The 23441-nt window shown below is 40.6% G+C and carries 21 protein-coding genes; 15 read left to right on the plus strand and 6 right to left on the minus strand.

Features of this window, described 5'->3' with window-relative positions; translation table 11 throughout:
- Positions 1 to 2 precede the first annotated feature (2 nt).
- Entirely contained in the window at positions 3 to 635 is a 633-nt protein-coding gene (locus MKY15_RS14965; RefSeq protein WP_342537887.1) for a GNAT family N-acetyltransferase, read from the minus strand.
- A gap of 177 nt (positions 636 to 812) precedes the next feature.
- Here MKY15_RS14965 and acsA point away from each other — a divergent pair, with 177 nt between their 5' ends.
- Entirely contained in the window at positions 813 to 2531 is a 1719-nt protein-coding gene (gene acsA / locus MKY15_RS14970; RefSeq protein WP_067207535.1) for an acetate--CoA ligase, read from the plus strand.
- Positions 2532 to 2670: 139 nt separating this feature from the next.
- Here the strand turns inward: acsA and MKY15_RS14975 are convergent, their stop codons facing one another.
- Positions 2671 to 5514 carry a transglycosylase domain-containing protein gene (locus MKY15_RS14975; RefSeq protein ID WP_338656887.1) on the minus strand — a complete coding sequence of 948 codons (2844 nt, stop codon included), beginning with the start codon at positions 5512 to 5514 and terminating at the stop codon, positions 2671 to 2673.
- Positions 5515 to 5983: 469 nt separating this feature from the next.
- Here MKY15_RS14975 and tyrS point away from each other — a divergent pair, with 469 nt between their 5' ends.
- The gene (tyrS, locus tag MKY15_RS14980) at positions 5984 to 7249 is read left to right on the plus strand and encodes a tyrosine--tRNA ligase (protein WP_067207540.1); all 1266 of its coding nucleotides are present in this window, start codon (positions 5984 to 5986) and stop codon (positions 7247 to 7249) included.
- Positions 7250 to 7452: 203 nt separating this feature from the next.
- Positions 7453 to 7608 carry a hypothetical protein gene (locus MKY15_RS14985; protein WP_156475989.1) on the plus strand — a complete coding sequence of 52 codons (156 nt, stop codon included), beginning with the start codon at positions 7453 to 7455 and terminating at the stop codon, positions 7606 to 7608.
- Between the two features lie 67 nt (positions 7609 to 7675).
- Here the strand turns inward: MKY15_RS14985 and MKY15_RS14990 are convergent, their stop codons facing one another.
- Positions 7676 to 8488 carry a cobalamin-binding protein gene (locus tag MKY15_RS14990; protein ID WP_340741802.1) on the minus strand — a complete coding sequence of 271 codons (813 nt, stop codon included), beginning with the start codon at positions 8486 to 8488 and terminating at the stop codon, positions 7676 to 7678.
- Positions 8489 to 8570: 82 nt separating this feature from the next.
- The gene (gene rpsD / locus MKY15_RS14995) at positions 8571 to 9173 is read right to left on the minus strand and encodes a 30S ribosomal protein S4 (RefSeq protein WP_067207545.1); all 603 of its coding nucleotides are present in this window, start codon (positions 9171 to 9173) and stop codon (positions 8571 to 8573) included.
- A 348-nt stretch (positions 9174 to 9521) separates the two neighbouring features.
- Between rpsD and MKY15_RS15000 the strand changes: the two genes are divergently transcribed.
- Positions 9522 to 11390, plus strand: coding sequence for a GGDEF domain-containing protein (locus MKY15_RS15000; protein WP_338652935.1), 1869 nt, complete (start codon positions 9522 to 9524; stop codon positions 11388 to 11390).
- 70 nt (positions 11391 to 11460) lie between these two features.
- Entirely contained in the window at positions 11461 to 12672 is a 1212-nt protein-coding gene (gene megL, locus MKY15_RS15005; RefSeq protein WP_187047296.1) for a methionine gamma-lyase, read from the plus strand.
- 191 nt (positions 12673 to 12863) lie between these two features.
- On the opposite strand, the gene MKY15_RS15010 is transcribed toward megL, so the two are convergent.
- The gene (locus MKY15_RS15010; protein ID WP_067207552.1) at positions 12864 to 13343 is read right to left on the minus strand and encodes a GAF domain-containing protein; all 480 of its coding nucleotides are present in this window, start codon (positions 13341 to 13343) and stop codon (positions 12864 to 12866) included.
- A 196-nt stretch (positions 13344 to 13539) separates the two neighbouring features.
- Between MKY15_RS15010 and ezrA the strand changes: the two genes are divergently transcribed.
- The 10 genes from ezrA to MKY15_RS15060 all read left to right on the plus strand — a co-directional run bounded on the left by ezrA (position 13540) and on the right by MKY15_RS15060 (position 22963).
- A complete protein-coding gene (gene ezrA / locus MKY15_RS15015) occupies positions 13540 to 15231 on the plus strand; it encodes a septation ring formation regulator EzrA (RefSeq protein ID WP_067207555.1) in 1692 nt (563 codons plus the stop codon).
- 183 nt (positions 15232 to 15414) lie between these two features.
- A complete protein-coding gene (locus MKY15_RS15020) occupies positions 15415 to 16548 on the plus strand; it encodes a cysteine desulfurase family protein (protein ID WP_342537891.1) in 1134 nt (377 codons plus the stop codon).
- Positions 16548 to 17750, plus strand: coding sequence for a tRNA uracil 4-sulfurtransferase ThiI (gene thiI, locus MKY15_RS15025; protein WP_067207559.1), 1203 nt, complete (start codon positions 16548 to 16550; stop codon positions 17748 to 17750). Before MKY15_RS15020 ends, thiI begins: the two co-directional genes overlap by 1 nt.
- A 403-nt stretch (positions 17751 to 18153) precedes the next feature.
- Entirely contained in the window at positions 18154 to 18360 is a 207-nt protein-coding gene (locus tag MKY15_RS15030) for an alpha/beta-type small acid-soluble spore protein (protein WP_067207561.1), read from the plus strand.
- A 166-nt stretch (positions 18361 to 18526) separates the two neighbouring features.
- The gene (locus tag MKY15_RS15035) at positions 18527 to 18736 is read left to right on the plus strand and encodes an alpha/beta-type small acid-soluble spore protein (RefSeq protein WP_067207564.1); all 210 of its coding nucleotides are present in this window, start codon (positions 18527 to 18529) and stop codon (positions 18734 to 18736) included.
- A gap of 173 nt (positions 18737 to 18909) precedes the next feature.
- Positions 18910 to 19116 carry an alpha/beta-type small acid-soluble spore protein gene (locus MKY15_RS15040; RefSeq protein WP_067207567.1) on the plus strand — a complete coding sequence of 69 codons (207 nt, stop codon included), beginning with the start codon at positions 18910 to 18912 and terminating at the stop codon, positions 19114 to 19116.
- Between the two features lie 179 nt (positions 19117 to 19295).
- Positions 19296 to 20867: an acyl--CoA ligase gene (locus MKY15_RS15045; RefSeq protein WP_067207570.1), complete on the plus strand. Its 1572-nt coding sequence runs from the start codon at positions 19296 to 19298 to the stop codon at positions 20865 to 20867.
- A 176-nt stretch (positions 20868 to 21043) separates the two neighbouring features.
- Entirely contained in the window at positions 21044 to 21949 is a 906-nt protein-coding gene (rarD, locus tag MKY15_RS15050; protein ID WP_187047298.1) for an EamA family transporter RarD, read from the plus strand.
- 138 nt (positions 21950 to 22087) lie between these two features.
- Positions 22088 to 22552 (plus strand): GNAT family N-acetyltransferase, encoded by a 465-nt coding sequence (locus MKY15_RS15055; protein WP_067207576.1) that lies wholly within the window; start codon positions 22088 to 22090, stop codon positions 22550 to 22552.
- A gap of 78 nt (positions 22553 to 22630) precedes the next feature.
- A complete protein-coding gene (locus MKY15_RS15060; RefSeq protein WP_187047299.1) occupies positions 22631 to 22963 on the plus strand; it encodes a hypothetical protein in 333 nt (110 codons plus the stop codon).
- Between the two features lie 37 nt (positions 22964 to 23000).
- Here the strand turns inward: MKY15_RS15060 and MKY15_RS15065 are convergent, their stop codons facing one another.
- Positions 23001 to 23294 carry a hypothetical protein gene (locus MKY15_RS15065; RefSeq protein ID WP_187047300.1) on the minus strand — a complete coding sequence of 98 codons (294 nt, stop codon included), beginning with the start codon at positions 23292 to 23294 and terminating at the stop codon, positions 23001 to 23003.
- Between the last annotated feature and the right edge of the window lie 147 nt (positions 23295 to 23441).

The following is a 23441-nucleotide window of genomic DNA, read 5'->3' on the forward strand; positions in this document are numbered from 1 at the left end:
CTTCAATACATGAACCGGTTCATGAACCGGAGACTGTCAAATTGCTGGACGGTATCTTGATTAATTCTTTTGCCGATTCGTGCCATTAGGCAATTGGCTGGGTGAGAACTTATTTCAGGATCATCGGTTGCGTAATATTCCAGACCTCCGGCATTCATCATCTTCTCCATTACTTTTCTATACTCCCAAACGTTGAGTTTCGTACCCTTCAAGTCCCAGTGCCAGTAATATTCAGTCGTCAGGATAATATAATCTTCCATTGCATCGTCCATCATGGAAACGCGTAAAAGTGACTTGCCAACCCCGCCGGCCCTGAACTTTGGAATAACTTCAATTGCTCCAAGTTCGATTAAATTTTCTATACTTCCTTGCGACCATCGCTCCAGAGGGTCGGGATACAAATAAGTTACGTAGCCCACAATTTCATTTGAATCGCGAACGATTAAAATACGACCTTCTGGGAGTCCTGCAATTTCAATGAGTGCCTTGTGTTGTTGTGCGGGAGGTCTGAATGCAACAAGATCCTCGTGAAAATCAAGGCTAGCAAGGTAACCGGCAGTAATGGGCCCCTCGATAACGATGTCTCCATTCTTATGTTTTATCTCCATTGCGTTATATGTTTTTATATGTTCCAATATGATCACCTCCGTATTTGATATAAACCTACTACCTAGTATACAACAATATGGATAAATAAAAGCCTGTTGATTACTACAAATTTAAAACTGTTGGAAAAATATAATTAATTAGACAACTAGGTTTGGATTGAGGTAGAATGATAGTTATATTGTATTCTTGAAAGGGTGAAATGAATGGTAATGAAAACATTGCCCGCAGTTCATGGGGATTATCAGTTAGCAGATTATGATCGTACAGCCGCAGAATTTAAATGGACGGATGTAGAAAAAGACTTCAGCTGGTTTGAAAGCGGACTCATGAATATTGCTCATGAAGCGGTAGATCGCCATGCGGATTCTTATCGAAAAAACAAGGTTGCACTTTATTATAAGGACGCTAATCGAAAAGAAAGCTATACGTATAATGAAATGAAAAAGATGTCAAATAAAGCTGCAAACGTATTGCGCAATCAGTCGCCGCTCGAAAAAGGGGACCGGATTTTCATCTTTATGCCTCGCTCACCGGAATTGTATTTCTCATTTTTGGGCGCGTTGAAGCTGGGTGCTATTGTTGGACCGCTTTTCGAAGCATTCATGGAAGGTGCTGTCTATGACAGATTGTCTGATAGTGAGGCAACTGCAATCATCACGACACCTGAACTTCTTGAACGAGTGCCTGTTGACAAATTACCACACCTGAAGACAATCTTTATTGTAGGAGAAAATGTGGTGGAAGAAGGTCTTATTGTCGACTTTAACAAGCATATGGCAGATGCTTCCCAGTACTTCCAAGTTGAATGGATGGATAAAGAAGACCCAACACTTCTACATTACACTTCAGGTTCAACAGGAAAGCCGAAAGGCATCGTACATGTACAGGAAGCGATGGTACAGCAACTGCAGACAACACGGTGGGTACTCGATCTAAAAGATGAGGACATCTTCTGGTGTACAGCGGATCCAGGTTGGGTGACAGGCACAGCTTATGGTATTTTCGGACCAATGCTTGCCGGGGCAACTAGCTTGATTCTTGGCGGCAGATTTTCGGCAGATGCTTGGTATGGAGCGATAGAGGAATATGGTGTCACGGTTTGGTATAGTGCGCCAACCGCATTCCGGATGCTTATGGGAGTTGGGGAAGGGCCACTAAGCAAGTTTGATCTTTCTTCACTGCGCCATATTCTTTCCGTGGGTGAACCACTTAATCCCGAAGTAATCCGTTGGGGATCTGAAGCGTTTAAATTGCGAATTCATGACACATGGTGGATGACAGAAACAGGTGCACAAACAATCTGTAATTTCGGATGTCTGCCAATTAAACCTGGATCAATGGGCAAGCCGGTTCCCGGTATTGAAGCAGCCATCGTTGATGATCAAGGAAACGTATTACCTCCAAATCATATGGGTAACTTAGCTATTAAAAAAGGATGGCCTGCAATGATGCGGCAAGTTTGGAATAATCCTGAAAAATATGCATCTACCTTTATCAATGATGAGTGGTATGTTTCGGGTGATTCAGCATACATCGACGAGGACGGATATTTCTTTTTCCAGGGCCGAGTCGATGATGTGATTATGACGAGTGGAGAGCGCGTAGGACCATTCGAAGTGGAAAGTAAACTGCTTGAGCATCCCGCGATTGTTGAAGCTGGGGTTATAGGTAAACCTGACCCAGTTCGTGGCGAAATTATAAAAGCATTTGTATCGCTTCATGAAGGAATTGAGCCGACAGATGAATTAAAAGAAGAAATTCGACAATTTGTTAAAAAAGGGCTGGCCGCACATGCTGCTCCACGTGAAATTGAATTCAAAGATAAATTACCGAAAACACGAAGTGGAAAAATTATGCGTCGTGTGTTAAAAGCTTGGGAACTGAATTTGCCGACAGGTGATTTGTCGACAATGGAAGACTAACATTGAGTAACTAATAAAAACACAAGGACACAAGGCGCCTGGAGCTAGACACTATTCTAAGTCGAAAAAACTTATACTTTCTTAGCATTCAAAAAAGAGCCTGTCCGCTATTGATAGCGGACAGGCTCTTTTTCCTATTTCATTCCCCAGTTTCATCGTCTCCACTTGTAGGAGGCGGGGTACCACCGTCGTTCCCATCCTCAGTTACAGGAGGTGGTGTAACAGGTGGTACGTTTTCCGTTGGAGGTGTTTCGATAACTTCCTCTTCAGGCTCAGGCGCCGCAATGGTGACTGCATTGGAGCCATTTGAAAGTCTTCCGGTAATGTCGACAGCCTTGACTGAGTATGAGCCAGAACCGACTGTAAATATATTCGAAGAACCGTCTCTTATTGTTCCGATTTTAACATTATTATCATAAACATAGTACCCAATAACATCGTTGGAAGGTGAATTGCCCCATGTTATTGTCGTTCCATTTAAACTAACATTTACTGGTGCAGGAGCGACATCATCTGCATTAAATATAGCTCCCGACACGACATGAGATGCGAAAGCGGAGTTCGCTGGGAACAATTTTGAAGCATCTCCTCCCCACGGTCCGAGCATTCGGTCGATGAACACTTGGTTAACGCCTGTGCCACCTGATGACACGAATTCGCTTGGTGTTGATGGAAGTGCAAGGTACCTCGTCCCTTTAACAGATACATAAGAAGAAGAGGTAATGCTATCATCCGGTTTTGTTGGTAACATCACTTTTGCGTTGAATAAATCCGTTTTAACGAGCCCTGCAGACGAACATGCAGCAGAGGGAGCAAGCCCAGAAATACCGCAGAACGATTTTTCAACGACACCGTCAGGACGACTGAATTTTGCAGAGGCTCCGACTATTTCTGGTGTGACTTCGTTCGCAGCATTCATAATACGGGCGAAAAGCATACTTGTCCTTGTAGTAGGATGCAATGTTTGCTTTTCGAGTCCGTAATAGAGACTTCGTGTTCGGTCTTTGTATCCGAGCCAAACACCAAGAGACACATTTGGGTTGTATCCAACAAGCCAAGCGTCACCGTAACCTTGTGTTGTTCCCGTTTTGGCAGCAAGATCTGTAGTGAATTTCATGTTTTGCGTTACTTGCGAGCCAGTGCCGCCCGTTTTTACAACATCACGTAACATATCAGTAACAATATAACTCGTTTCAGGGCTGAAAACATCGACAGGTTCAATTTCATGTTGATAGACGATATTGCCATCCATATCTTCGATTTTTTCGACGATGTATGCGTCTATGAACTGCCCACCATTCGCAAATGTTGCAAATGCATTCGTGTTTTCCTCAACACTCATTCCGACCGTCATGCCCCCGTATGAAGTAGAGGGATTGACATAGTCTCCTGGGAGAAGTTTTGAAATACCCATCTTGTCGAGGAATTCGGCAGGCCGTCGATCAAGGATGTCGCGATATAATCTTGCTGTTGCCAAGTTCAATGACTTGGAGAGTGCTTCCCTTGCAGGGATGATTCCATATTCCATCGATTTTGTATAGTTGCTAGGTGTCCACATAGAGCCATTCGCTTGTTTGACACTGAATTTAACATCGACGACGGGACTTCCAGCCCCGATGACGCCATATTCAATAGCAGGTGCATAAACGAGAAGTGGCTTCATGGCAGATCCATTCTGTCTGAATGCTTGTGTAGCATGATTAAGCGCTTGGTGTTCATGTCCACGGCCGCCGATGAAGGATAAGATTTTACCAGTGCTATTTTCGATCATAATAGCCCCGACTTGGACTGGATCCTCCGCGAATTCGACCTCGCCGGAATGAGAATCTTTTACTTCGCGTGTATAGGTAAATCCGTAACTTTCGAAATCATTACCGACTTCATTCATCTTGTCATATAGATCTTTATTAACGGTAGAGTAAATTCTATAGCCATCATTTTTCATTGAACGCGTCGCAAGTATTGAATATTTTTCTCGTAATTTATCTTCTTGTTCAAGACGTTCAGCATCGACTCCGTCTTTTTCTGCGATAATCTCCGCGAGGATATCGACCGTGCGATTCTGAATTTCTTGCGTCAAATAAGGATATCTTTCATTCGCGCGCATGACGGGTTCACGGAAATCCTTTGTAATATCATAGACGATTGCTTCATTGTACTGCTGTTCAGTTATGTAACCAGTTTCCTTCATCCTGAAAAGAACTGTCTTCATCCGATTGATTCCCGGCTGTAAGAATTCTTGTTCTTTCAATCCGCCACCACTTTTAAAAGGGGTATAAGCGAAGGGGGCCTGAGGAAGGCCGGCTATGAAGGCGGCTTGCGGTAAATTCAATTTCGCTGCTTTTAAAGCGAAAATACCCCCAGCTGCAGTTTCAATACCTGCAATGTTTTGCCCATTTGAATTACGGCCGTATGGAATAATGTTCAAGTAAGCTTCGAGAATTTCATCTTTTGTCATGAAATGCTCAATTCTCATTGCCAGTAGCATTTCTTTCGCTTTTCGTTCGTATGACACTTCGTTGGTTAAAATTTGGTTCTTAATAAGTTGTTGTGTCAAAGTCGAACCGCCAGTTTGGTTATCGGAGTTCGTTACATCCTGTAATAGTCCGCGGAAAATCGCTTTTGGGACAATGCCCTCATGCTGTGCGAAATACTCATCCTCTGTGGCGAATACTGCATCAATAACGAAAGGGGATACACTTTCGAGTTTCGTCTCTTTCCGTTCTATATCAGAGTTAACTTTACCGATATAGATATTGCCGGCGAGATAAAGTTCGGACGTTTCTTCGTAGGTGAAGATTGCATCCCGCATTTCTTGCTTTGAACGAAGCGGTTCTTTGGCTACCAATGAAGCAAAATAGCCTGCTCCGACTGAACCGGCAAACACTACCAGTGTCAAACCTACTACAATGAATAGAAGAAAAAGGTTCCAGGTGACGCCTGAGGTGATGCGCATCCCTTTAGCCCATTTAGTTTTAGTCATTGTTTCAAGTTTCTCTTCTATTAGATCAATACGATTCTTTTGATGTTTACTCACTTAAATCAACCTCCTGAAATCTTACCTATTATAGCACATTTCCATAAATGCCAATCGATAATATTTGACAACTTTTGAATATCGGTTAGAATTACTGATACATATACTTTCACATGTTGAATGAGTCGAAGTAGTGGTTGGGGAACCGTTTAGAGAGGCAGCGGCTGGTGAAAGCTGTCCGGTAAACCAATCATGAATTACAGCTCTGGAGTGTGACGCGTGCGCAGTGTTATTGCGTTTTGAGTGGAGAATTTTTTCTCAAGCCGGGTGGTACCGCGTTAATACAATAATTAGCGTCCTTGCATGATTTTTTTAAATCGTGTAAGGGCTTTTTTGTTGTCTACTTCCAGGTGCTAAGCGCTTTGAAACTCATTTGACGCGATGCGTTATTACTTAAATTACAGGAGGGGTTAGGATGAAAGAGAAATTGATGGAAGACTTAAAGTGGAGAGGGTTACTCTACCAACAGACGGATGAGGCAGGTCTTGAAGATTTGCTGAATAAGGAGAAAATCTCACTGTATTGCGGCGTCGATCCGACTGCGGATAGCATGCACATCGGACATATCGTGCCATTACTTACGCTACGCCGTTTCCAAATGCATGGACATCGTCCGATTCTACTTGTTGGAGGAGCTACGGGTATGATTGGGGATCCATCAGGCCGCTCGGAAGAAAGACAGCTCCAAACAACTGAACAGATCGATAGAAACGTTGCCGGGATTAAGAAGCAGATGGAACAAATTTTCGATTTCAATTCTGAAAACGGCGCTCAAATGGTGAACAACAATGACTGGGTAGGTTCGATGAGCGTCATCGAATTTTTACGCGATTTCGGTAAGTTGTTAGGCGTTAACTATATGCTTGCGAAAGACAATGTTGCATCACGTCTTGATAGTGGAATTTCTTTCACTGAGTTTTCATATATGCTTATTCAAGGAATTGACTTCAACCATTTATTCAATAATTATGGCTGCAGAGTTCAAATCGGTGGATCGGATCAGTGGGGCAATATTACGACAGGGCTTGAAGTGATTCGTAAAACGCACGAAGAAGAAGTGAAAGCATTCGGTATCACAATTCCACTGGTTACGAAAGCGGATGGTACGAAATTTGGTAAAAGTGCGGGCGGCGCAGTATGGCTTGATGCAGAAAAAACATCACCTTATGAATTCTATCAGTTCTGGATAAATACAGCTGATGCGGATGCTGTTAAATATATGAAAATATTCACATTCATTGAGCGCGAAGAAATCGAAGCGTTTGAAATTACAGTTCAAGAAGAACCACATTTACGGAAAGCGCAACTTAGATTGGCAGAAGAAATGACGCGTCTGATTCACGGTCAGGAAGCACTTGACCAGGCAATCCGTATTTCCAAAGCATTATTCAGTGGTGATTTGAAAACACTAACCGCGAATGAAATGAAAGACGCATTCAAAGATGTCCCTTCGTTTGAAATGGCGAAAGAGGATAAAAACATCGTTGACTTTATCGTCGATTCTGGCGTGTCGCCATCAAGACGACAAGCTCGTGAAGATGTGACAAATGGTGCGATATCATTGAACGGCGAACGAGTGACGGATACCGCATACGAAGTGAGCGCAGCAGATCGTTTGGATGATGCGTTTACGATTGTCCGTCGCGGTAAGAAAAATTACAAAATGGTGAAATTCGTTTAACTGTGGAGATTCATGAAAGCGAAACCCGCAAACTTTTCATTCGGCAGGAAAAAAGAGATGTTCGAGGGCTATGTTAGAAACTCCATAACTGAAGTTAAAACGACTCATTGCAGAATGATTTTATGAGTTTGCCAGTTCGCGGAGGGCATTTGACTTCACAAATCTATTTCCGAGTCTGCACGAAAAATCAGAAATGATTCCTTATGAAATTGACTGAAGAAGAGAATTTAGAGCTGAATTTTCGAACTATGATGGCGACGGCAGGAACTGTCATGGCAATTCGTGAAACTGTGAGGACAACGACGAGAACTGTCATGGCAAGTCATGCAACTGTCGCGGCAACAACTGAAAGTGTCTAGAAATAACATTGCTTATAATGCGAAAGGCTGTTTTCCCTATTAGGAAGGGGAAAACAGCCTTTTTATTTTACGCGTTTCTAACCCACTGCGGTAGTTGTAAATCCGCATAAATTTCCGGGTGAATCATTTTGGCTAATTTCAAAGCGCCTTCAAGGAGCCGCGGGGAAGGGCGACAATACAGTTCTTCTTCCATTACTGAAAGGCGGTCACTTTTCACGGCGTCCAACTCTTTCCAACCGGGCCGTTTCAGAACAACTTCTTTTTTCACTTTATTGATTCGTACTCCGACCCAAGCTAGAAGGATGTAATCAGGTGCTCTATTTAGTACATCCTCCCAGTCAGTCTGAACACTGGCAAATTCGACGTCGCGAAATTCATTCAAAGCTCCGGAAATAGTGCTTATTTCAGTCAGCCAATTAATTTTTCCAGGTGTAAATACAGGCTTTGGCCACCACTCCCAGTATAAAGAAGGGGTAACTTCGACAGTTTCGGCACGTTTTTTCATGTCTTGAATAAATAATAAATACTCTTCTTTAATTTGAAGTGCGTGTTCTTCAATTCCACATGCTTTTCCGACAGTTAACAGATCTTCTGCGATATCATCCAGGCTTTGTGGATCTAATACTACGTGTGGAATCATTCGCTTCTCGAGTTCTGCGATGTTTTTTTCCATTCCGGGAACACTGAGCGATGCAAGCACTAAGTCAGGTTCATACAATTCCAATTTGTCCATATCAATCGACAAGTCAGGCCCTAATTTGGGTAAAGAATTGATTCCGCTAGGCCAATCAGAAAAATCATCAACTGCAACGAGTTGATCAATGAGGCCAAGGTAGGCAAGTAGTTCCGTATTACTCGGACAAATCGATACAAGTTTCATATAATCACCTCATAAGTCGTAGTATGTACAGTATATCACGAAAAAAAAGAGCCCTGTGAAGGGCTCTTTTCCAAAGATGCTATTAACGAGAGTAGAATTCAACGATAAGTGATTCGTTAATTTCTGCTGCAAGTTCGCTGCGCTCAGGCATGCGGACGAATTGACCGACTTTAGTGTCTTTGTTGAATGTTACGTATTCAGGAACATAGCTGTTCACTTCAAGCGATTCATTTACAGTATCAAGGTTTTGAGATTTCTCACGGAAAGAAATTTCTTGACCAGGTTTAACGCTGAAAGAAGGGATATCAACGCGTTTACCATCAACCATGATATGGCCGTGGTTTACAAGTTGGCGTGATGCACGACGTGTGCGTGCAAGACCCATGCGGTATACAATGTTATCAAGACGAGTCTCAAGAAGAATCATGAAGTTAACACCGTGTTTACCAGGCATTTTACCTGCTTTGATGAACATCGTTTTGAATTGACGTTCGTTTACGCCAAACATAAAACGAAGTTTTTGTTTTTCTTGTAATTGCTTTCCGTACTCAGAAAGTTTTATGCGTTGGTTAGGACCGTGTTGTCCTGGACCGTAAGGGCGTTTTTCGATTTCTTTTCCTGTGCCTGTAAGTGAAATCCCAAGACGACGGGAAAGTTTCCATGATGGACCTGTATAACGAGCCATGAAAGACTCCTCCTCTATTGTTGGTTTTATTTTGTTGTAAAATAAGAACCAGATGTGTTCAATCCAAATGCCATTCTATCATCTTGCACCCTCGCCTCCGCAGCCAGGAAGTTACTCGATGCACCTTGTAAAAGGAATAGACTGGACAATCTGAAACACACAACTGCTGCAACTATTTTACACAAGTTCCATCATAACAACTATAGAAGTAAGAGTCAAGCGTCATACTTGTAAACTAAAATAAGCCAAATGGTCTATGTAAAGTAATGGTAACTATAGTACCAATGCATTACAATGATAGTAAGACTTATTTGAATTCTATATACAGATTAGGATTGGGGTGATTATGTGACGGATCATCAATTGACGATGTTGAAAATTAAAAGCGATTTGATGGATTTATGGACCAAAGATACTGCTTTGCAATCGTATGAACAATGGTTTAAGGCGTTGAAACCAAAACTAAATCACCATTTTAATATTGCAGAAGCGGATTTTTTCATATATGCGAATAATAGTTTTGTGGCACTTAAAGGTCATAAGTCCGTTTCTAAGAGAGAACAAGCCTTGGTATTTGATGCACTTAAAACCGGAAAAGCGTTTAGCCATGATTCTTTAATCTCGCGAGTTAGAGAGACAGGTTTTAGCTATGCCGATGACTTTCTTCTGTTCCGGAATTTGAAATCTGAACCACTCGGATTGCTGGTTCTGAAATCTACTAATGAATGGAACGCATTTGCTACATCGCCATTTTTACATGAACTTGAAAAGGCGGTAAGCGACCTCATTGAGATAGTAAAGAAAATGGTTTTTCTTATAAAAGAGGAAAAAAGCTCCAAGCGTTTGTTCGGAGTCACCGAATTATTCAATTCAACAATGCAAAGTAATGTGATTTTAGATGGCGTAGTCTCTGCGATATCTAAAAATTTCCCGTCATCTGAAGTGGGACTTCTTTTATCACATGATCAAAAAGGGGTGACGCATAACTATAAGTTAATTGATTACATGAACGAAAGACCGTCTGCGATGAATGCGTTTGTATCGGGTGAAACGACAAAGGAAGTAATGCCTGAATTGTCATGCAGGCTGATTAATGCACCAATTAGAGGAAGACAAGGTATCTATGGTGTGTTGCAAATTAAAGCACCAATTGACCTCGTTTTTTCATCGACACAGAAAAAGTTTATCAGTATGGTAGTAAATACAGCAGGAAGTGCACTGGAAAAAGCGATTCTACATGATCAATCCCACCGTGTTATCGAAGATTTACAACTTGTCAATGAAACGTCGAAAAAATTGAATAGCAATATGCATTTTGGAGAAATGACAGCATTTTTGAAACAGCAATTGCTGAAAGCGTTTCGGCCAGCAGAAATTGCATTTGTTTTTAACAATGAACAAGATGGTTATGACCTCTCTCAATTAAGTTCAGATTTTTTTCGTACGGAATCAGGCAAGAATTATATTGAATTCTCATCGAAATACTTGAGGAGTGGCAAAGAAGCTTTATTTGATGCGAATTTTAGCCGAACCATGAACGAAACTATTGGTTACGAGTCAATCATAGCGATTCCGATTGTGAATCAAGAGGTACTTACGGGTTTCGTTGTACTACTGCATATGGATCAATACTTCTTTTCATTCGACAGCTTCAAACTCATGCAATCACTTATTGGACACTCTTCGCTTGCACTTGCGAACTCGGTATTACGCGACCAGTTACAGGAACTTGTTGATAAAGATCACTTAACCAAACTCTATACAAGAAGTTACGTAGATAAGATTATTGAAAAGTCGATTGTTGATGATGAAATGGGTGTGTTTGTTCTCGTAGATGTCGATGACTTCAAGAAGATAAACGACACATATGGTCATGTAACTGGTGATGATGTGCTGAAGCAGATCGCTACCATCATACTTGCAGAGGTATCCGGTAGAGGGGTTGCGGGAAGATGGGGTGGAGAGGAAATCGCTATCTTTTTGCCGTTGACAGAATTTCAAGAAGGGGCATTATTTGCGGAACGACTGGTTAAACTTATTCCTGCTGCCACTGAACCCTCAATTACGGTATCGATAGGGATGCATAACTGGACGTCTAAAAGACAGTCGACTTATAAAGAGCTGTTTCAACACACTGACAAAGCACTGTATATAGCGAAAAATAACGGTAAAAACCAAGTAGTAATCCATGAAGAAACCAGTTATACCTTTTCCTAACTGTGATTAAAGAGTAAACTAATAGATGTAGAGTTAGAATATTCTTTTAAACATAAGGAGGGCAATGGAAATGGACAAAAAAAACCTTCACAAAGATACGATTGTCATTCATGAAGGATATGATGATAGGGAACATCAGGGGAGTTTAGCGGTACCACTTTACCAAACATCGACCTTCTCGTTTGAAACAGCATTGCAAGGGGAGAATCGCTTTTCAGGTGTAGAGGGAGGGAACATTTACTCCAGGCTTGGTAATCCGACTGTCCGCGTGTTAGAAGAGCGTATGACAGCTCTTGAGAACGGAAAAGGTGCACTTGCGTTTGGTTCGGGGATGGCAGCAGTCAGTACGATTCTCGTCCACTTGACGAAATCGGGTGATCATATTCTGTGTTCACGTGGAATTTATGGCTGCACATTTGGACTTCTTGGTATGCTGAATGAGAAATACAATATCACGCATGACCTTATTCAGATGAAGACAGAAGAGGAGATTGAACGGGCTATTAAACCGGAAACGGTCTGTATATATATTGAAACGCCTATCAATCCAACAATGGAACTTGTCGATATTCACGCGGTCGTGAATGTAGCTAAACGTCATGGACTTCGAGTTGTAGTTGACAATACTTTTTCGTCGCCCTATTTGCAGAATCCGCTCGATATCGGTGCGGACTTCGTTTTGCATAGCGCAACAAAGTATATTAACGGTCACGGAGATGTCATAGCTGGGCTTCTTGTCGGAGCTGACAAAGAAGAGATGGAGTCAATTCGTATGTCTGTGCAGAAAGATTTCGGAGGCATCATATCGCCATTCGATGCTTGGCTTTTAATCCGCGGATTGAAAACGCTATCGGTTCGCATGGAGCGCCATACTTCGAATGCGGAAAAAGTGATAGCTTATTTAAAAGGTCAGAAGCTTGTTGAAGAAATCTATTATCCGTTCGATAAAGACAATCCACAATATGAAATAGCGAAACGTCAAATGAGAGCAGGAGGCGGCCTGATTTCATTTACAGTTAAAGGTGGTAAAGAAGGTGCTCAGCTATTCATGGATAGCCTTTCTCTCATTAAGATTGCAGTCAGCCTAGGAGACGCAGAAACGCTTATCCAGCATCCTGCGACGATGACACATTCTGTTATTCCTGAGGCGGAGCGACTACAGATGGGTATCACTGATTCTTTACTAAGGCTTTCAGTCGGTCTTGAACATGCCGAGGATCTCATAGCTGACTTCAAGGCGGCATTCGCAATCATGGAGACAGCGATTACCGAGCGGGCTTAAAATAAGAAAATCGCAAGGCGCCGGGAAACTAGATACTATTTTAAGCGAAAAAACTTATACTTTTTTATCTTTGAACAAATAGGACAGGAACCTCTCTGCTATAATTAACAACAGAGCAGGATTTCATGATTGTTGAGCAATGAAAAAACTGCCTTGGCACCGATTGTTTGGTGGCCAGGGCAGCTTGTTGTTCAAAGATGTTTGACTAGTACCTCGACAAGATGTTCCAGTCCAGCCTGATCTTCTTTTGTGAAGCGATTCAACTCGGGGCTGTCGATGTCAAGGACACCAAGTAAGACACCATCTTTTAAAATAGGAATGACAACTTCAGACTGGGAAGCTGCATCGCATGCAATATGTCCTGGGAAAGCATTGACGTCCGATACGATAATGGATTTTTTTGTTTCAGCAGCTGTTCCGCAGACGCCTCTTCCAAGGGGAATACGAATGCACGCGGGAAGACCTTGGAAAGGACCAAGCACCAGTTCTCCGTCATCCATTAAGTAAAAACCGACCCAATTGATGCGGTCGAAAAATTGATTGAGTAAAGCAGAAGCGTTGCTCAAGTTTGCGTACATATTTCTCTCACCCGTCAACAATGCGTCCAATTGACTTGAAAGTTGTTCATATTTCACTTTTAAATCAGTGGCATAGTCAATTTCTTGAAACAAATAGAACACCCCTTGTTAAGTATATTTTGTTTAAATAAGTATACATATTAAGACGTTTATAAACAAATTTTGTCGATTATTAGGGTGGAAAACAGGTTTTTCCCTATAAATCATTCATATTCGCAACCAAAAGGGTTTAAACGTGGTACTATATAGGATAATATCATGGTACAGTGACTTGGACAGGGGGACCACGATGAAAATCATCATCATTGCCATACTAGTAGTTATTATATTAACGACAATCGCCTTCTTATTCAGGCGTAAACATATCCAGGAAATTGGTCGGTTGGAGCAGGAGAAGCTACAAATTCAACACAAACCTATCTTAGAAGAGATGACAAAAGTGAAACAACTGAACATGACAGGCGAAACCGAAGAGAAATTCGAACGGTGGCGTAGCGAATGGACAGAATTGATGGACGTACATATGCCAAAAATCGATACATTATTATTTGATGTAGAGGATGTAGTAGATCGTTTCCGTTTTAGAAAAGCAACAGGATTAGAGAAAGAAATTCAAGAAAAAGTTCGATTTTGCGATAAAAAAATGAATAATATTTTGCAAGAGCTAAACGAACTCGTTGGCAGTGAAGAAAAAAATCGCATTGAGATGGAAAAATTAAAAGAGCAGCATCGTGCCGCTCGCAAAGCGGTACTCGCTCATCAACATTCGTTTGGGATGACAGCGAATCCACTTGAAAAGGAACTGGAATCATTTAACCCGAAATTCGCAGAATATGACGAGTTGACAGCGAATGGCAATTATTTGTTGGCACGGGAAATTGTCATGGCATTATCAGCAAAGGGAGATCATGTTTTTACGTTAATCCACGAGATCCCATCGTTGCTTTCTGAAATACAAAGCAAAATTCCAGCATCGATTCGTGAACTACGAAATGGAACGAGAGAGATGGAAGAACAGTCCTATTATTTGCAACACCTAGAACTGACAAAACAACTTAGAACAATTGAGATTGAACTTGAAGAACTATTGTTAAAAATGGCTGATCTTCAAATTGAATCTGTTCAACAGTGTACAAGTGAAATAAATGATCGCATTGATTCATTTTACGATGCGCTTGAAAATGAAGTGAATGCAAAGCATTATGTAGATGAGTACTATAATCAAATTGCTGAGAGGCTTCACGCAATAACGATATTGACAAGAGAAACTTCAGACGAGGCGGCTTTTGTTCAGCAAAGTTATCGAATGGATGAAAAAGAAGCACAGATTCCACAGCTGGCTCTCAAAAAGTTAGGTTCTCTCGACAAACGATTTGGTGTGCTTATTTATAGGCTTGAGGAACAATTATCTGCTTATTCGGGATTACAGGAAGAGTTGCAATCCATTTTTGAAGAACTAGAGCAAATTGCTGTTGAACAGGAAAGTTTCACAAATCGTATGAAAAACTTGCGGATTGATGAAAATAATGTTCGAACTAAACTGGATGAACTGTCGCGTAAATTACAAAATTCAGAACGTATGCTACATAAGGGGAATATCCCAGGTATACCGGATGATATGGAAGCACGTCTTGAAGAAGCAGATGAACAAATTTATATTGTGACACAAAGTTTACAGGAAGTACCGCTTAATATGAGTCTCGTCGATTCTTATTTGGAGAACGCAGGGAAAGCTATAAATGATGTATCTATAAAAGTTGAAGAGATGCTTGAGAATGTATTACTGATTGAGTGGATCATCCAATATGGAAACAGATACCGTGCATCCAATCCGGAAGTTCACGCCCGCCTGTTAGATGCTGAAGAGTCATTCAGACAATTCCGTTATGCAAAAGCATTGGAAGAAGCAGCGACAGCGGTTGAAGAAATGGAACCGGGTGCTATGAAACGAATTGAAGAACTTGTGAAAGAACATGTCTGAGTTAAAAAGTAGACTACAAATAGCCACCGGCATATAATGCAGGTGGCTTTGTCACGCATTGAACTTGATTCAGTAATTTTTTTGTACCGAAAGCGAAGCGTTAGCTAAAGTAGTACCCACTTCTATAAGTGGTGGGATCAATGCTGAAATGCGTATTTAATGTAAAATGAAAGGAAGATTCACATGATTTATTTTGATAATAGCGCTACAACAGCTCCTGATGAGGGTGTGCTTACATCTTTCATAGAAGTGAACAAGCGCTTTTTTGCGAATCCCGCTTCAATACATCTTGCTGGAAAGGAAGCCGAGGCGCTTCTTGAACGATCGAGAGAACAGATCTTATCGATTCTTGGTGCACATGATGGAGAGCTTTTATTCACATCGGGTGGTACTGAAGCCAATAATTTAGCGGTAATCGGTTTTGCACGTGCTTTGCGTGCTAGAGGCAACCATCTCATCACAACAAAAATTGAACATCCATCTGTTCTTCATTCAATGGGATATTTAGAGACGCAAGGGTTTGAAGTGGATTATTTGTCAGTTGATGAGCAAGGAATGATCTCTGTTGAAGAGTTGAAAAGTAAACTTCGGAAAGATACAATACTTGTCAGTATTATGCATGTCAATAATGAAATCGGTACAATACAGCCAATTGCTGAATGTGCACGCCTCATTAAAGAAAATACAAGGGCACTATTTCATTCGGATGCTGTTCAAAGTTTCGGAAAACTACCCGTTTCGTTAACTGGAGATGGTCCGGACGCAATAACGATTTCAGCCCATAAAATTAATGGCTTGAAAGGTTCGGGCATACTAGCATTAAGAAAAGGAATGGCACCAGAAGCAATTAGTTATGGCGGCGGCCAGGAAATTGGTATTCGCAACGGTACCGTATCCGTAGCGAATGCAGTGACGATGGCAAAGGCGATACGGATGAGTGCGATAGACATCGAGCAGAAGGATTTCAGGCAATGGAGAAATCGGCTTATAGGCTTTATCGGGCAATTTGAGAACGTTCGTGTACTTGCCCCTGATAAGGCAGCACCGCATATTTTAGCTGTCGCTTTTTATAAAGTAAAAGGGGAAGTTGCAGTTAATTTCTTTCAAGAAAACGGTATTACAATTTCTACATCTAGCGCTTGTTCATCGAAAAGTGGCACTGCGGGGCATGTAATAGAAGCTATAGGTGTTAATGGGAAATTTAAAAACGGAGTAATCCGTATCAGCTTTGGAAAAAATAATATAGAACAGCATGTAGTGGAATTCGAGCAAGTATTTGCACGGTTCATGGAACTGCTTGGAAGGGGAAATAAGTAATGGAATGGAACGAACTATTGATACGCTATGGAGAGATATCATTAAAGGGACGAAACAGGAATGTATTCGTCAAGAAATTAAGAAACAATATTAAAGATGCTTTGAGTGATTTGAAAACGGTAATCATTAAACCTGAACGTGATCGCATGTTTCTTTTTGCGGAAGACAAAAGCGATATGGAAGAAGCGATAGCTCGTTTGCCACATATTTTCGGCATTCAATCTTTCAGTCCAGTTGCAAAATGTGAAGCGACGCTTGAAGCGATTAAAGAAAAAGCCTTAGAAATCATTGGGGCAAACGAAACAGCTGGAAAAACGTTTAAAGTTGAAGTGAGACGTACAGACAAAAGGTTTCCGCTTGTGACAAACGAGTTGCAGCTAGAAATTGGGTCACATGTGTTACGTAGCTTCCCAGACCTCATTGTGCAAATGAAAAAACCTGATATCGTGCTACTCATTGATATTAGAATAGAAGGAGCTTTCTTAACAGCTAAAGTATATGAAGGTGCAGGCGGTATGCCGGTAGGTTCAAATGGACATTCAATTCTAATGCTTTCAGGTGGTATCGATAGCCCAGTTGCAGGCTATCTTATGATGAAGCGCGGTGTGTCGATTGATGCAATTCACTTTGCCAGTCCGCCATTCACAAGTGATTTGGCTAAAAAGAAAGTGATGGACCTTGCAGAGAAGTTAAGTTCATTCGGAGCAGCAGTTAGGCTTCATATAATACCATTCACTGAAATCCAACAAGCGATTGTCAGTCAAGTACCTGATAATGTTTCAATGACGACAACGCGGAGATTAATGCTTCAAATTGCTGATAAAGTGCGTGAAGAAGAAGGTGCGCTCGCAATTGTAACAGGGGAAAGCCTTGGACAAGTTGCTAGTCAAACGCTCGAAAGCTTAACGGCTATTAACGCTGTGACCTCTTCCCCTATTTTGCGCCCGCTCATTGCAACGGACAAACTGGATATTATAGATATTGCCCAAAAGATTGGCACATACGACATTTCAATTAGACCCTATGAAGATTGCTGCACAATCTTCTCGCCTTCAAACCCGAAAACAAAACCAAAGCTTGAAAAAGTAGCTTATTATGAAAGCTTTACTGATTTCGAGCCAATGATTGAAGAAGCGATTGAAAAACGACTAATCGTTGAACTACCACTTCAACAAAAGGACGACTTCGAAGACCTTCTTTAATGTTAGAATAAATTACTGTTTACATCCACTGTATGAAATTCCGTTTGCGATGCATTCTATACGCACATAGAAGTTAGTACCAAAGTTAAAGGCATCAATTTAAGTGAATTAGGGATAATGGGAACTCAATCAAATTGAAGAACGATATGTTGAACAAATAAGTATCTGTATAAACTGTACGAAGGCATCGTCTAGCGCCTGAGCGAATTCAATGAAATTCTTTATTTCAACCTATATAAAAGCTGCATCGGACATTGTCTGATGCAGCTTTTTGGCTTATATAGTGTAAGCAAAAGAATGGTTGCTTAAACTAATCTTAATTATTTGGCGTTATTTACCACTTATTATTCGCGCATGAATTTTATTAACTTGTGCATTCTAACTGCACAAGGAGGTGATAAACATGGCGAACAACAACAGCGGCAACTCGAATCAGCTAGTAGTTCCAGGCGTAAGACAAGCACTTGATCAAATGAAAAATGAAATTGCAGCAGAATTTGGCGTACAAATGGGGCCAGACGCATCATCGCGTGCCAACGGATCCGTCGGCGGAGAAATTACTAAGCGATTAGTGCGTCAGGCGCAACAACAAATGAATGGCAATAAATAAAGATTTATTCAATGAAAAGATGTTTCGGAACAACTTTTCGCTAATATAGTGTAAGCAAAAATGCAGATGTTTAAACTATTTTATGTAATTGGTGGACATTACCATAACAAATAAATGCATAAAGTTTTATAAACGGCACATTCTATGTGCACAGGAGGTGACAAACATGCCAAACAACAACAGTGGTAATTCAAATCAGTTAGTAGTTCCAGGCGTAAGACAAGCACTGGATCAAATGAAAAATGAAATTGCAGCAGAATTTGGTGTACAAATGGGACCAGATGCATCATCACGTGCTAATGGTTCGGTCGGTGGAGAAATTACAAAACGACTAGTGCGTCAAGCGCAACAACAAATGAGCGGGTACCAAAAATAACTCTTTAACTGTGAGGCTGGTTTAGGTATTATCTAAAACAGCTTTCGCTTATACAGTGTTATCAAAAGTACAGTTGCTTAATCAATTCAAAGTGATTTACAAACTTTACCACCTATAATTTTGCATGAATTTCTGCATCTAGCACATTCTAATTATACAAGGAGGTGGCAATCATGGCGAACAACAACAGCAGCAACAACTCGAATCAGCTATTAGTTCCAGGCGTACGACAAGCATTGGATCAAATGAAAAATGAGATCGCAACAGAATTTGGCGTACAAATGGGACCAGATGCATCAGCGCGTGCCAACGGATCCGTCGGCGGAGAAATTACAAAGCGCTTAGTGCGACAGGCTCAAGAACAGATGAAGGGTCACTAAGAATAATTGTTTAATGAAAAGCTGTTCCGGAATTATTCCGGAACAGCTTTTCATAATTTTTACAAGTATTAGCTAGTAAAGAATGAATTACTCTTAGGTTTATTTAGAAAAGTAAATTAGTTTTGAATTATCGGTACTTTATTTGTATACTTAGATGATACATCTAAGGGGGAATTTGCATGAATCGTGAACAACTGATTGCGCCAGAACAATATAACCTTGTCAGTGAATTTGAAAAGTATGCAACAGGTACAGGAAAAAAAGCGCTAATTTATGTTAATGCAGAAGGAAACAAGAAGGAAATTACATATGATGAATTAATCACTTTAGCGAATAAGGCAGCCAATGTCTTCAAATCGAACGGACTTGAAAAGGGTGATGTCGTTCTTGTCATGGTTCCAAGGCTAATCGAAGCATATGTGACGTATATCGGCGCCCTTAAAGCGGGACTTGTCGTAATCCCGAGTTCAGAAATGTTACGGTCTTCCGATATTGAATATCGATTGGCACATAGTGATGCTAAAGCAATCGTTGCGTTCGATGCGTTTACTGATCAATTTAGCGAAGTAAAAAACATAGGGGATGTCAAGGTATTCGTTGTTGGACAGGCTAAGAAAGATCAACTTTCATTAACCGATCTAATGGAAACTGCATCAACGGCGTTTACAGCACCACAAACGAAAAGTTCGGACATGGCATTTCTATCTTACACATCAGGCACGACGGGGAAACCAAAAGGTGTCGTACATACACACGCTTGGGGGTATGCGCACTTACGGACAACAGGAGCAAGCTGGTTGGGTATCAATGAAGGTGACGTAGTCTGGGCTACTGCTGCACCAGGATGGCAAAAGTGGATTTGGACACCTTTCTTATCCGTAATTGGTAGCGGCGCAACGGGACTTGTATATGACGGGAAGTTTGATGTGACGACTTATTTAGAGTTGATTGGTAAATATCAAGTGAATGTATTATGTTGTACGCCAACGGAATACAGGTTTATGGCGAAGGCCGAAAACCTTGGGGATTTTGACCTTTCTTCTATTCGTAGTGCGGTTTCGGCTGGAGAACCGCTTAACCGTGAAGTAATTGATATATTTGATAAGACTTTTTCGCTTTCAGTAAGAGATGGCTATGGGCAGACGGAAAACACATTACTCGTCGGGACGATGCTAGGTATGGAGGCGCGGAAGGGTTCTATGGGAAAACCGACGCCTGGCAATAAGGTCGACATTATCAATGACGAAGGAAATCCAGCGGTTGTTGGGGAAGTTGGGGATATTGCGGTACACGTATCGACACCTGCGTTATTCAAAGAGTATTTAAAAGATCCGGAACGGACAACAATGCAGTTCCGAGGTGATTATTACGTAACGGGTGATCGTGCAAAAATGGATGAGGATGGTTATTTCTGGTTTGAAGGTCGCGGGGATGACATTATTATTAGTTCCGGCTACACAATTGGACCATTTGAAGTAGAGGATGCATTGACGAAGCATCCCGCAGTCCGTGAATGCGCAGTCGTTGCGAGTCCGGATGAAGTCAGGGGGAATATCGTCAAAGCATTCGTGGTGCTACGTGACCCTGAAAGGAAAAATGAAGAGGGTCTTATTAAAGACTTACAGGATCACGTGAAAAGTTTGACAGCGCCTTATAAATATCCACGTAAAATTGAGTTCCTGGATACTTTGCCGAAAACTGCTTCAGGAAAAATCATGCGAATTGAATTAAGGAAAAAAGAACAACTGTAAATCATTCCAGAAAACAAACCGCTTAAAAAGCACGGGTTATTCCGTACTTTTTAAGCGGTTTTTGGTGTTTACGAGTAGGTTGTCAGTATTCTAAATAATCTCATCTTTACGTAGTGAATTAATGGGGCTATACTTAGTTTATTATTTCGATAATCAAAATATATGGGGGCGTCGTGATGCAAACAGAAAAAAGCGGTGTCCTTTGGGCAATCGGTTCGTATCTTATTTGGGGGATTATGCCGATTTATTGGAAAAGCCTTGAGCATGTCGCAAGTGCTGAAATATTAGTGAGTCGCATCGTGTGGGCATTTGTTCTAACGTTAGTAGTAGTTCTTCTTCTGAAAAATGGACGTCATCTTAAGGCGGATATAAAAACCTTGTGGATCTCGCAAAGAGACTTTTGGGCTTTGTTCGCTGCTTCAGCACTTGTTTCAACGAACTGGTTTATCTACATATGGGCAGTGAATCATAACTATATTGTCCAAACAAGTCTTGGTTACTATATTAACCCGCTTATATCGGTACTACTTGGAATCTTTTTCTTGAAAGAAAAGTTGTCAAGAGCACAGCAAGTTGCTTTTTTACTGGCGGCAACAGGAGTCACAATTTTGACGATTTCGTACGGTAAGTTTCCATGGTTGGCATTTACACTGGCAATAACGTTTGCAGTTTACGGTCTTATCAAGAAACAAATTAAGCTAGATGCACTTCGTGGGTTGACAATTGAAACGTTCTTCATTGTTCCGTTCGCTGTCATCTATTATGTGTGGCTATTCATGGAAGGCAATGCAGTGTTCTTACATTCTGACATCAAGACGGACATTTTACTTATCCTAACAGGTATAGCAACGGCTTTACCACTTATTATGTATGCAAAAGGCGTACAAAGAATTCCGCTATATATGGCTGGATTTCTTCAATACATAGCCCCAACGATGATGCTGTTTCTCGGAGTTGTTGTGTACAAAGAAACGTTCGGGAAAATTGAGGTATTGTCATTCGCTTTCATTTGGGCAGCATTGTTACTCTTTACGGTATCTAAACTAATTGAAGTGATGAAAATGAAGAAGAGCCTCCTTTAAATTAGGAGGCTACTGAAAAAGGCTATCTTTATATGTTGAAGTAAAGAATTACATCAAACCCGTTCTGGTATTTTGGGGATGTCTAGGCTAAATATATTCATCTGTTCATACATTAACTGAAAAAAAAGGAGGATAATATTGATTAATAAAATAGATATTATAAATCCGAAACTTGCTAAGGAGGTATTGAGCGTTCAAATTGCTTCGTATAAGGTAGAGGCGGAGTTGATTGATTTCTATGACATTCCGCCATTAAGGGATTCGGTTAGCACATTGCAACAATGTGGCGAAAATTTCTATGGATGCTATTTAGATGGAGAGTTAAGCGGAGTCATTTCTATAAAGGCAGAAGAGAATCTAATAGATATTCATAGGTTGATGGTGCACCCAAAACATTTTAGAAAAGGAATTGCCAAGAGATTATTAGATTTCATTGAAAGCGTCGGAGAAGGGAATGAAAAACTGATCGTATCAACGGGTTCTAAAAATGCACCAGCAATCTCCTTCTATGAAAAAAATGGATTCATAATAACTGGAGAAACAAAAGTAATGGAAGGTTTATCAATAACTTCATTTGAAAAGAAAATAACTCGATATCGCTAACAGCCTTCTTTCCTAGTAGAGCCATATTGTGAAACCCATCTGATAAGTATACGTCTATTAGTAGAAAGGGGGGATAATATGAAAGAGTTATCAATGCTATTTATTATACTAGGAACTTTACTAGTAGGGAGTTTTCAAAAGGAACAAATAGAAACAAAAACGGGGTATTTAGATTTAAAAGAAAAAAGTGGAATAGCTATATTCAGTAAAGCGGTGAGTGATTCGACCAGCGAACTAGGAATTGTTAATATGGTAAATCCGTCGTATAGATTCGACCTTGGTGAAGAATCATATTCCCTTTGGATTTCAGAAGACAATGGAACAATAATGAATACAAAAGACACTCATACTATTTACAGACTTTCAACTAGCTCAGTTCAAGAGGTTAATGGGTTTGTTAATAGAGATTAAACCTTCTTCAACGAACGAAGCAGTTAGTTGAAGAAGGTTAACCAAGCATTCTGCCGATGAATATAATGAAAGTTAATACGATTGAAAAAACTGACATGAAAATTATAGTAAATATACCTCTTGCCATTGCCTTCCATTCCCTTACATCCTTTAACCCGATGACTCCAAGAAAAAATGTTATCACTGTTATGCCTAAGACAATATCTAATGAATGAAGCCCTATGATTTTTGTGGTAAAACTAAAAAAATCTGCAGACGATATTGCGATTAAAAACAGAGGAATACAAAGTAAAGAAAGTATAAAGGACAATGAATTAATAGTTATTTCCATTCCATTCCACTCCCTTCTAAAAATCCTATTCAATTTTAATAAATCTTCACGTACATATCCTTTACTTTTTTAGAACTTAGAGCTCATCTATATGATAAAACAGGATTAAAAAATATAGTATATATGTTGAATTAAAGAATCTCATTG

This window comes from Sporosarcina sp. FSL K6-1540 (assembly GCF_038620285.1).
Classification (GTDB): domain Bacteria; phylum Bacillota; class Bacilli; order Bacillales_A; family Planococcaceae; genus Sporosarcina; species Sporosarcina psychrophila.

Excerpts from the sequence above, each read along its gene's own strand:
- rpsD (WP_067207545.1), bottom strand. The coding sequence starts at position 9,173 with ATGGCTCGTTATACAGGTCCATCATGGAAACTTTCCCGTCGTCTTGGG.
- acsA (WP_067207535.1), top strand. The coding sequence starts at position 813 with ATGGTAATGAAAACATTGCCCGCAGTTCATGGGGATTATCAGTTAGCA.
- MKY15_RS15040 (WP_067207567.1), top strand. The coding sequence starts at position 18,910 with ATGGCGAACAACAACAGCAGCAACAACTCGAATCAGCTATTAGTTCCA.
- MKY15_RS15060 (WP_187047299.1), top strand. The coding sequence starts at position 22,631 with ATGAAAGAGTTATCAATGCTATTTATTATACTAGGAACTTTACTAGTA.
- MKY15_RS14975 (WP_338656887.1), bottom strand. The coding sequence starts at position 5,514 with ATGACTAAAACTAAATGGGCTAAAGGGATGCGCATCACCTCAGGCGTC.
- MKY15_RS15035 (WP_067207564.1), top strand. The coding sequence starts at position 18,527 with ATGCCAAACAACAACAGTGGTAATTCAAATCAGTTAGTAGTTCCAGGC.
- thiI (WP_067207559.1), top strand. The coding sequence starts at position 16,548 with ATGGAATGGAACGAACTATTGATACGCTATGGAGAGATATCATTAAAG.
- MKY15_RS15045 (WP_067207570.1), top strand. The coding sequence starts at position 19,296 with ATGAATCGTGAACAACTGATTGCGCCAGAACAATATAACCTTGTCAGT.
- MKY15_RS15030 (WP_067207561.1), top strand. The coding sequence starts at position 18,154 with ATGGCGAACAACAACAGCGGCAACTCGAATCAGCTAGTAGTTCCAGGC.
- ezrA (WP_067207555.1), top strand. The coding sequence starts at position 13,540 with ATGAAAATCATCATCATTGCCATACTAGTAGTTATTATATTAACGACA.
- MKY15_RS15020 (WP_342537891.1), top strand. The coding sequence starts at position 15,415 with ATGATTTATTTTGATAATAGCGCTACAACAGCTCCTGATGAGGGTGTG.
- MKY15_RS14990 (WP_340741802.1), bottom strand. The coding sequence starts at position 8,488 with ATGAAACTTGTATCGATTTGTCCGAGTAATACGGAACTACTTGCCTAC.
- MKY15_RS15065 (WP_187047300.1), bottom strand. The coding sequence starts at position 23,294 with ATGGAAATAACTATTAATTCATTGTCCTTTATACTTTCTTTACTTTGT.
- megL (WP_187047296.1), top strand. The coding sequence starts at position 11,461 with ATGGACAAAAAAAACCTTCACAAAGATACGATTGTCATTCATGAAGGA.
- MKY15_RS14985 (WP_156475989.1), top strand. The coding sequence starts at position 7,453 with ATGAAATTGACTGAAGAAGAGAATTTAGAGCTGAATTTTCGAACTATG.
- tyrS (WP_067207540.1), top strand. The coding sequence starts at position 5,984 with ATGAAAGAGAAATTGATGGAAGACTTAAAGTGGAGAGGGTTACTCTAC.
- rarD (WP_187047298.1), top strand. The coding sequence starts at position 21,044 with ATGCAAACAGAAAAAAGCGGTGTCCTTTGGGCAATCGGTTCGTATCTT.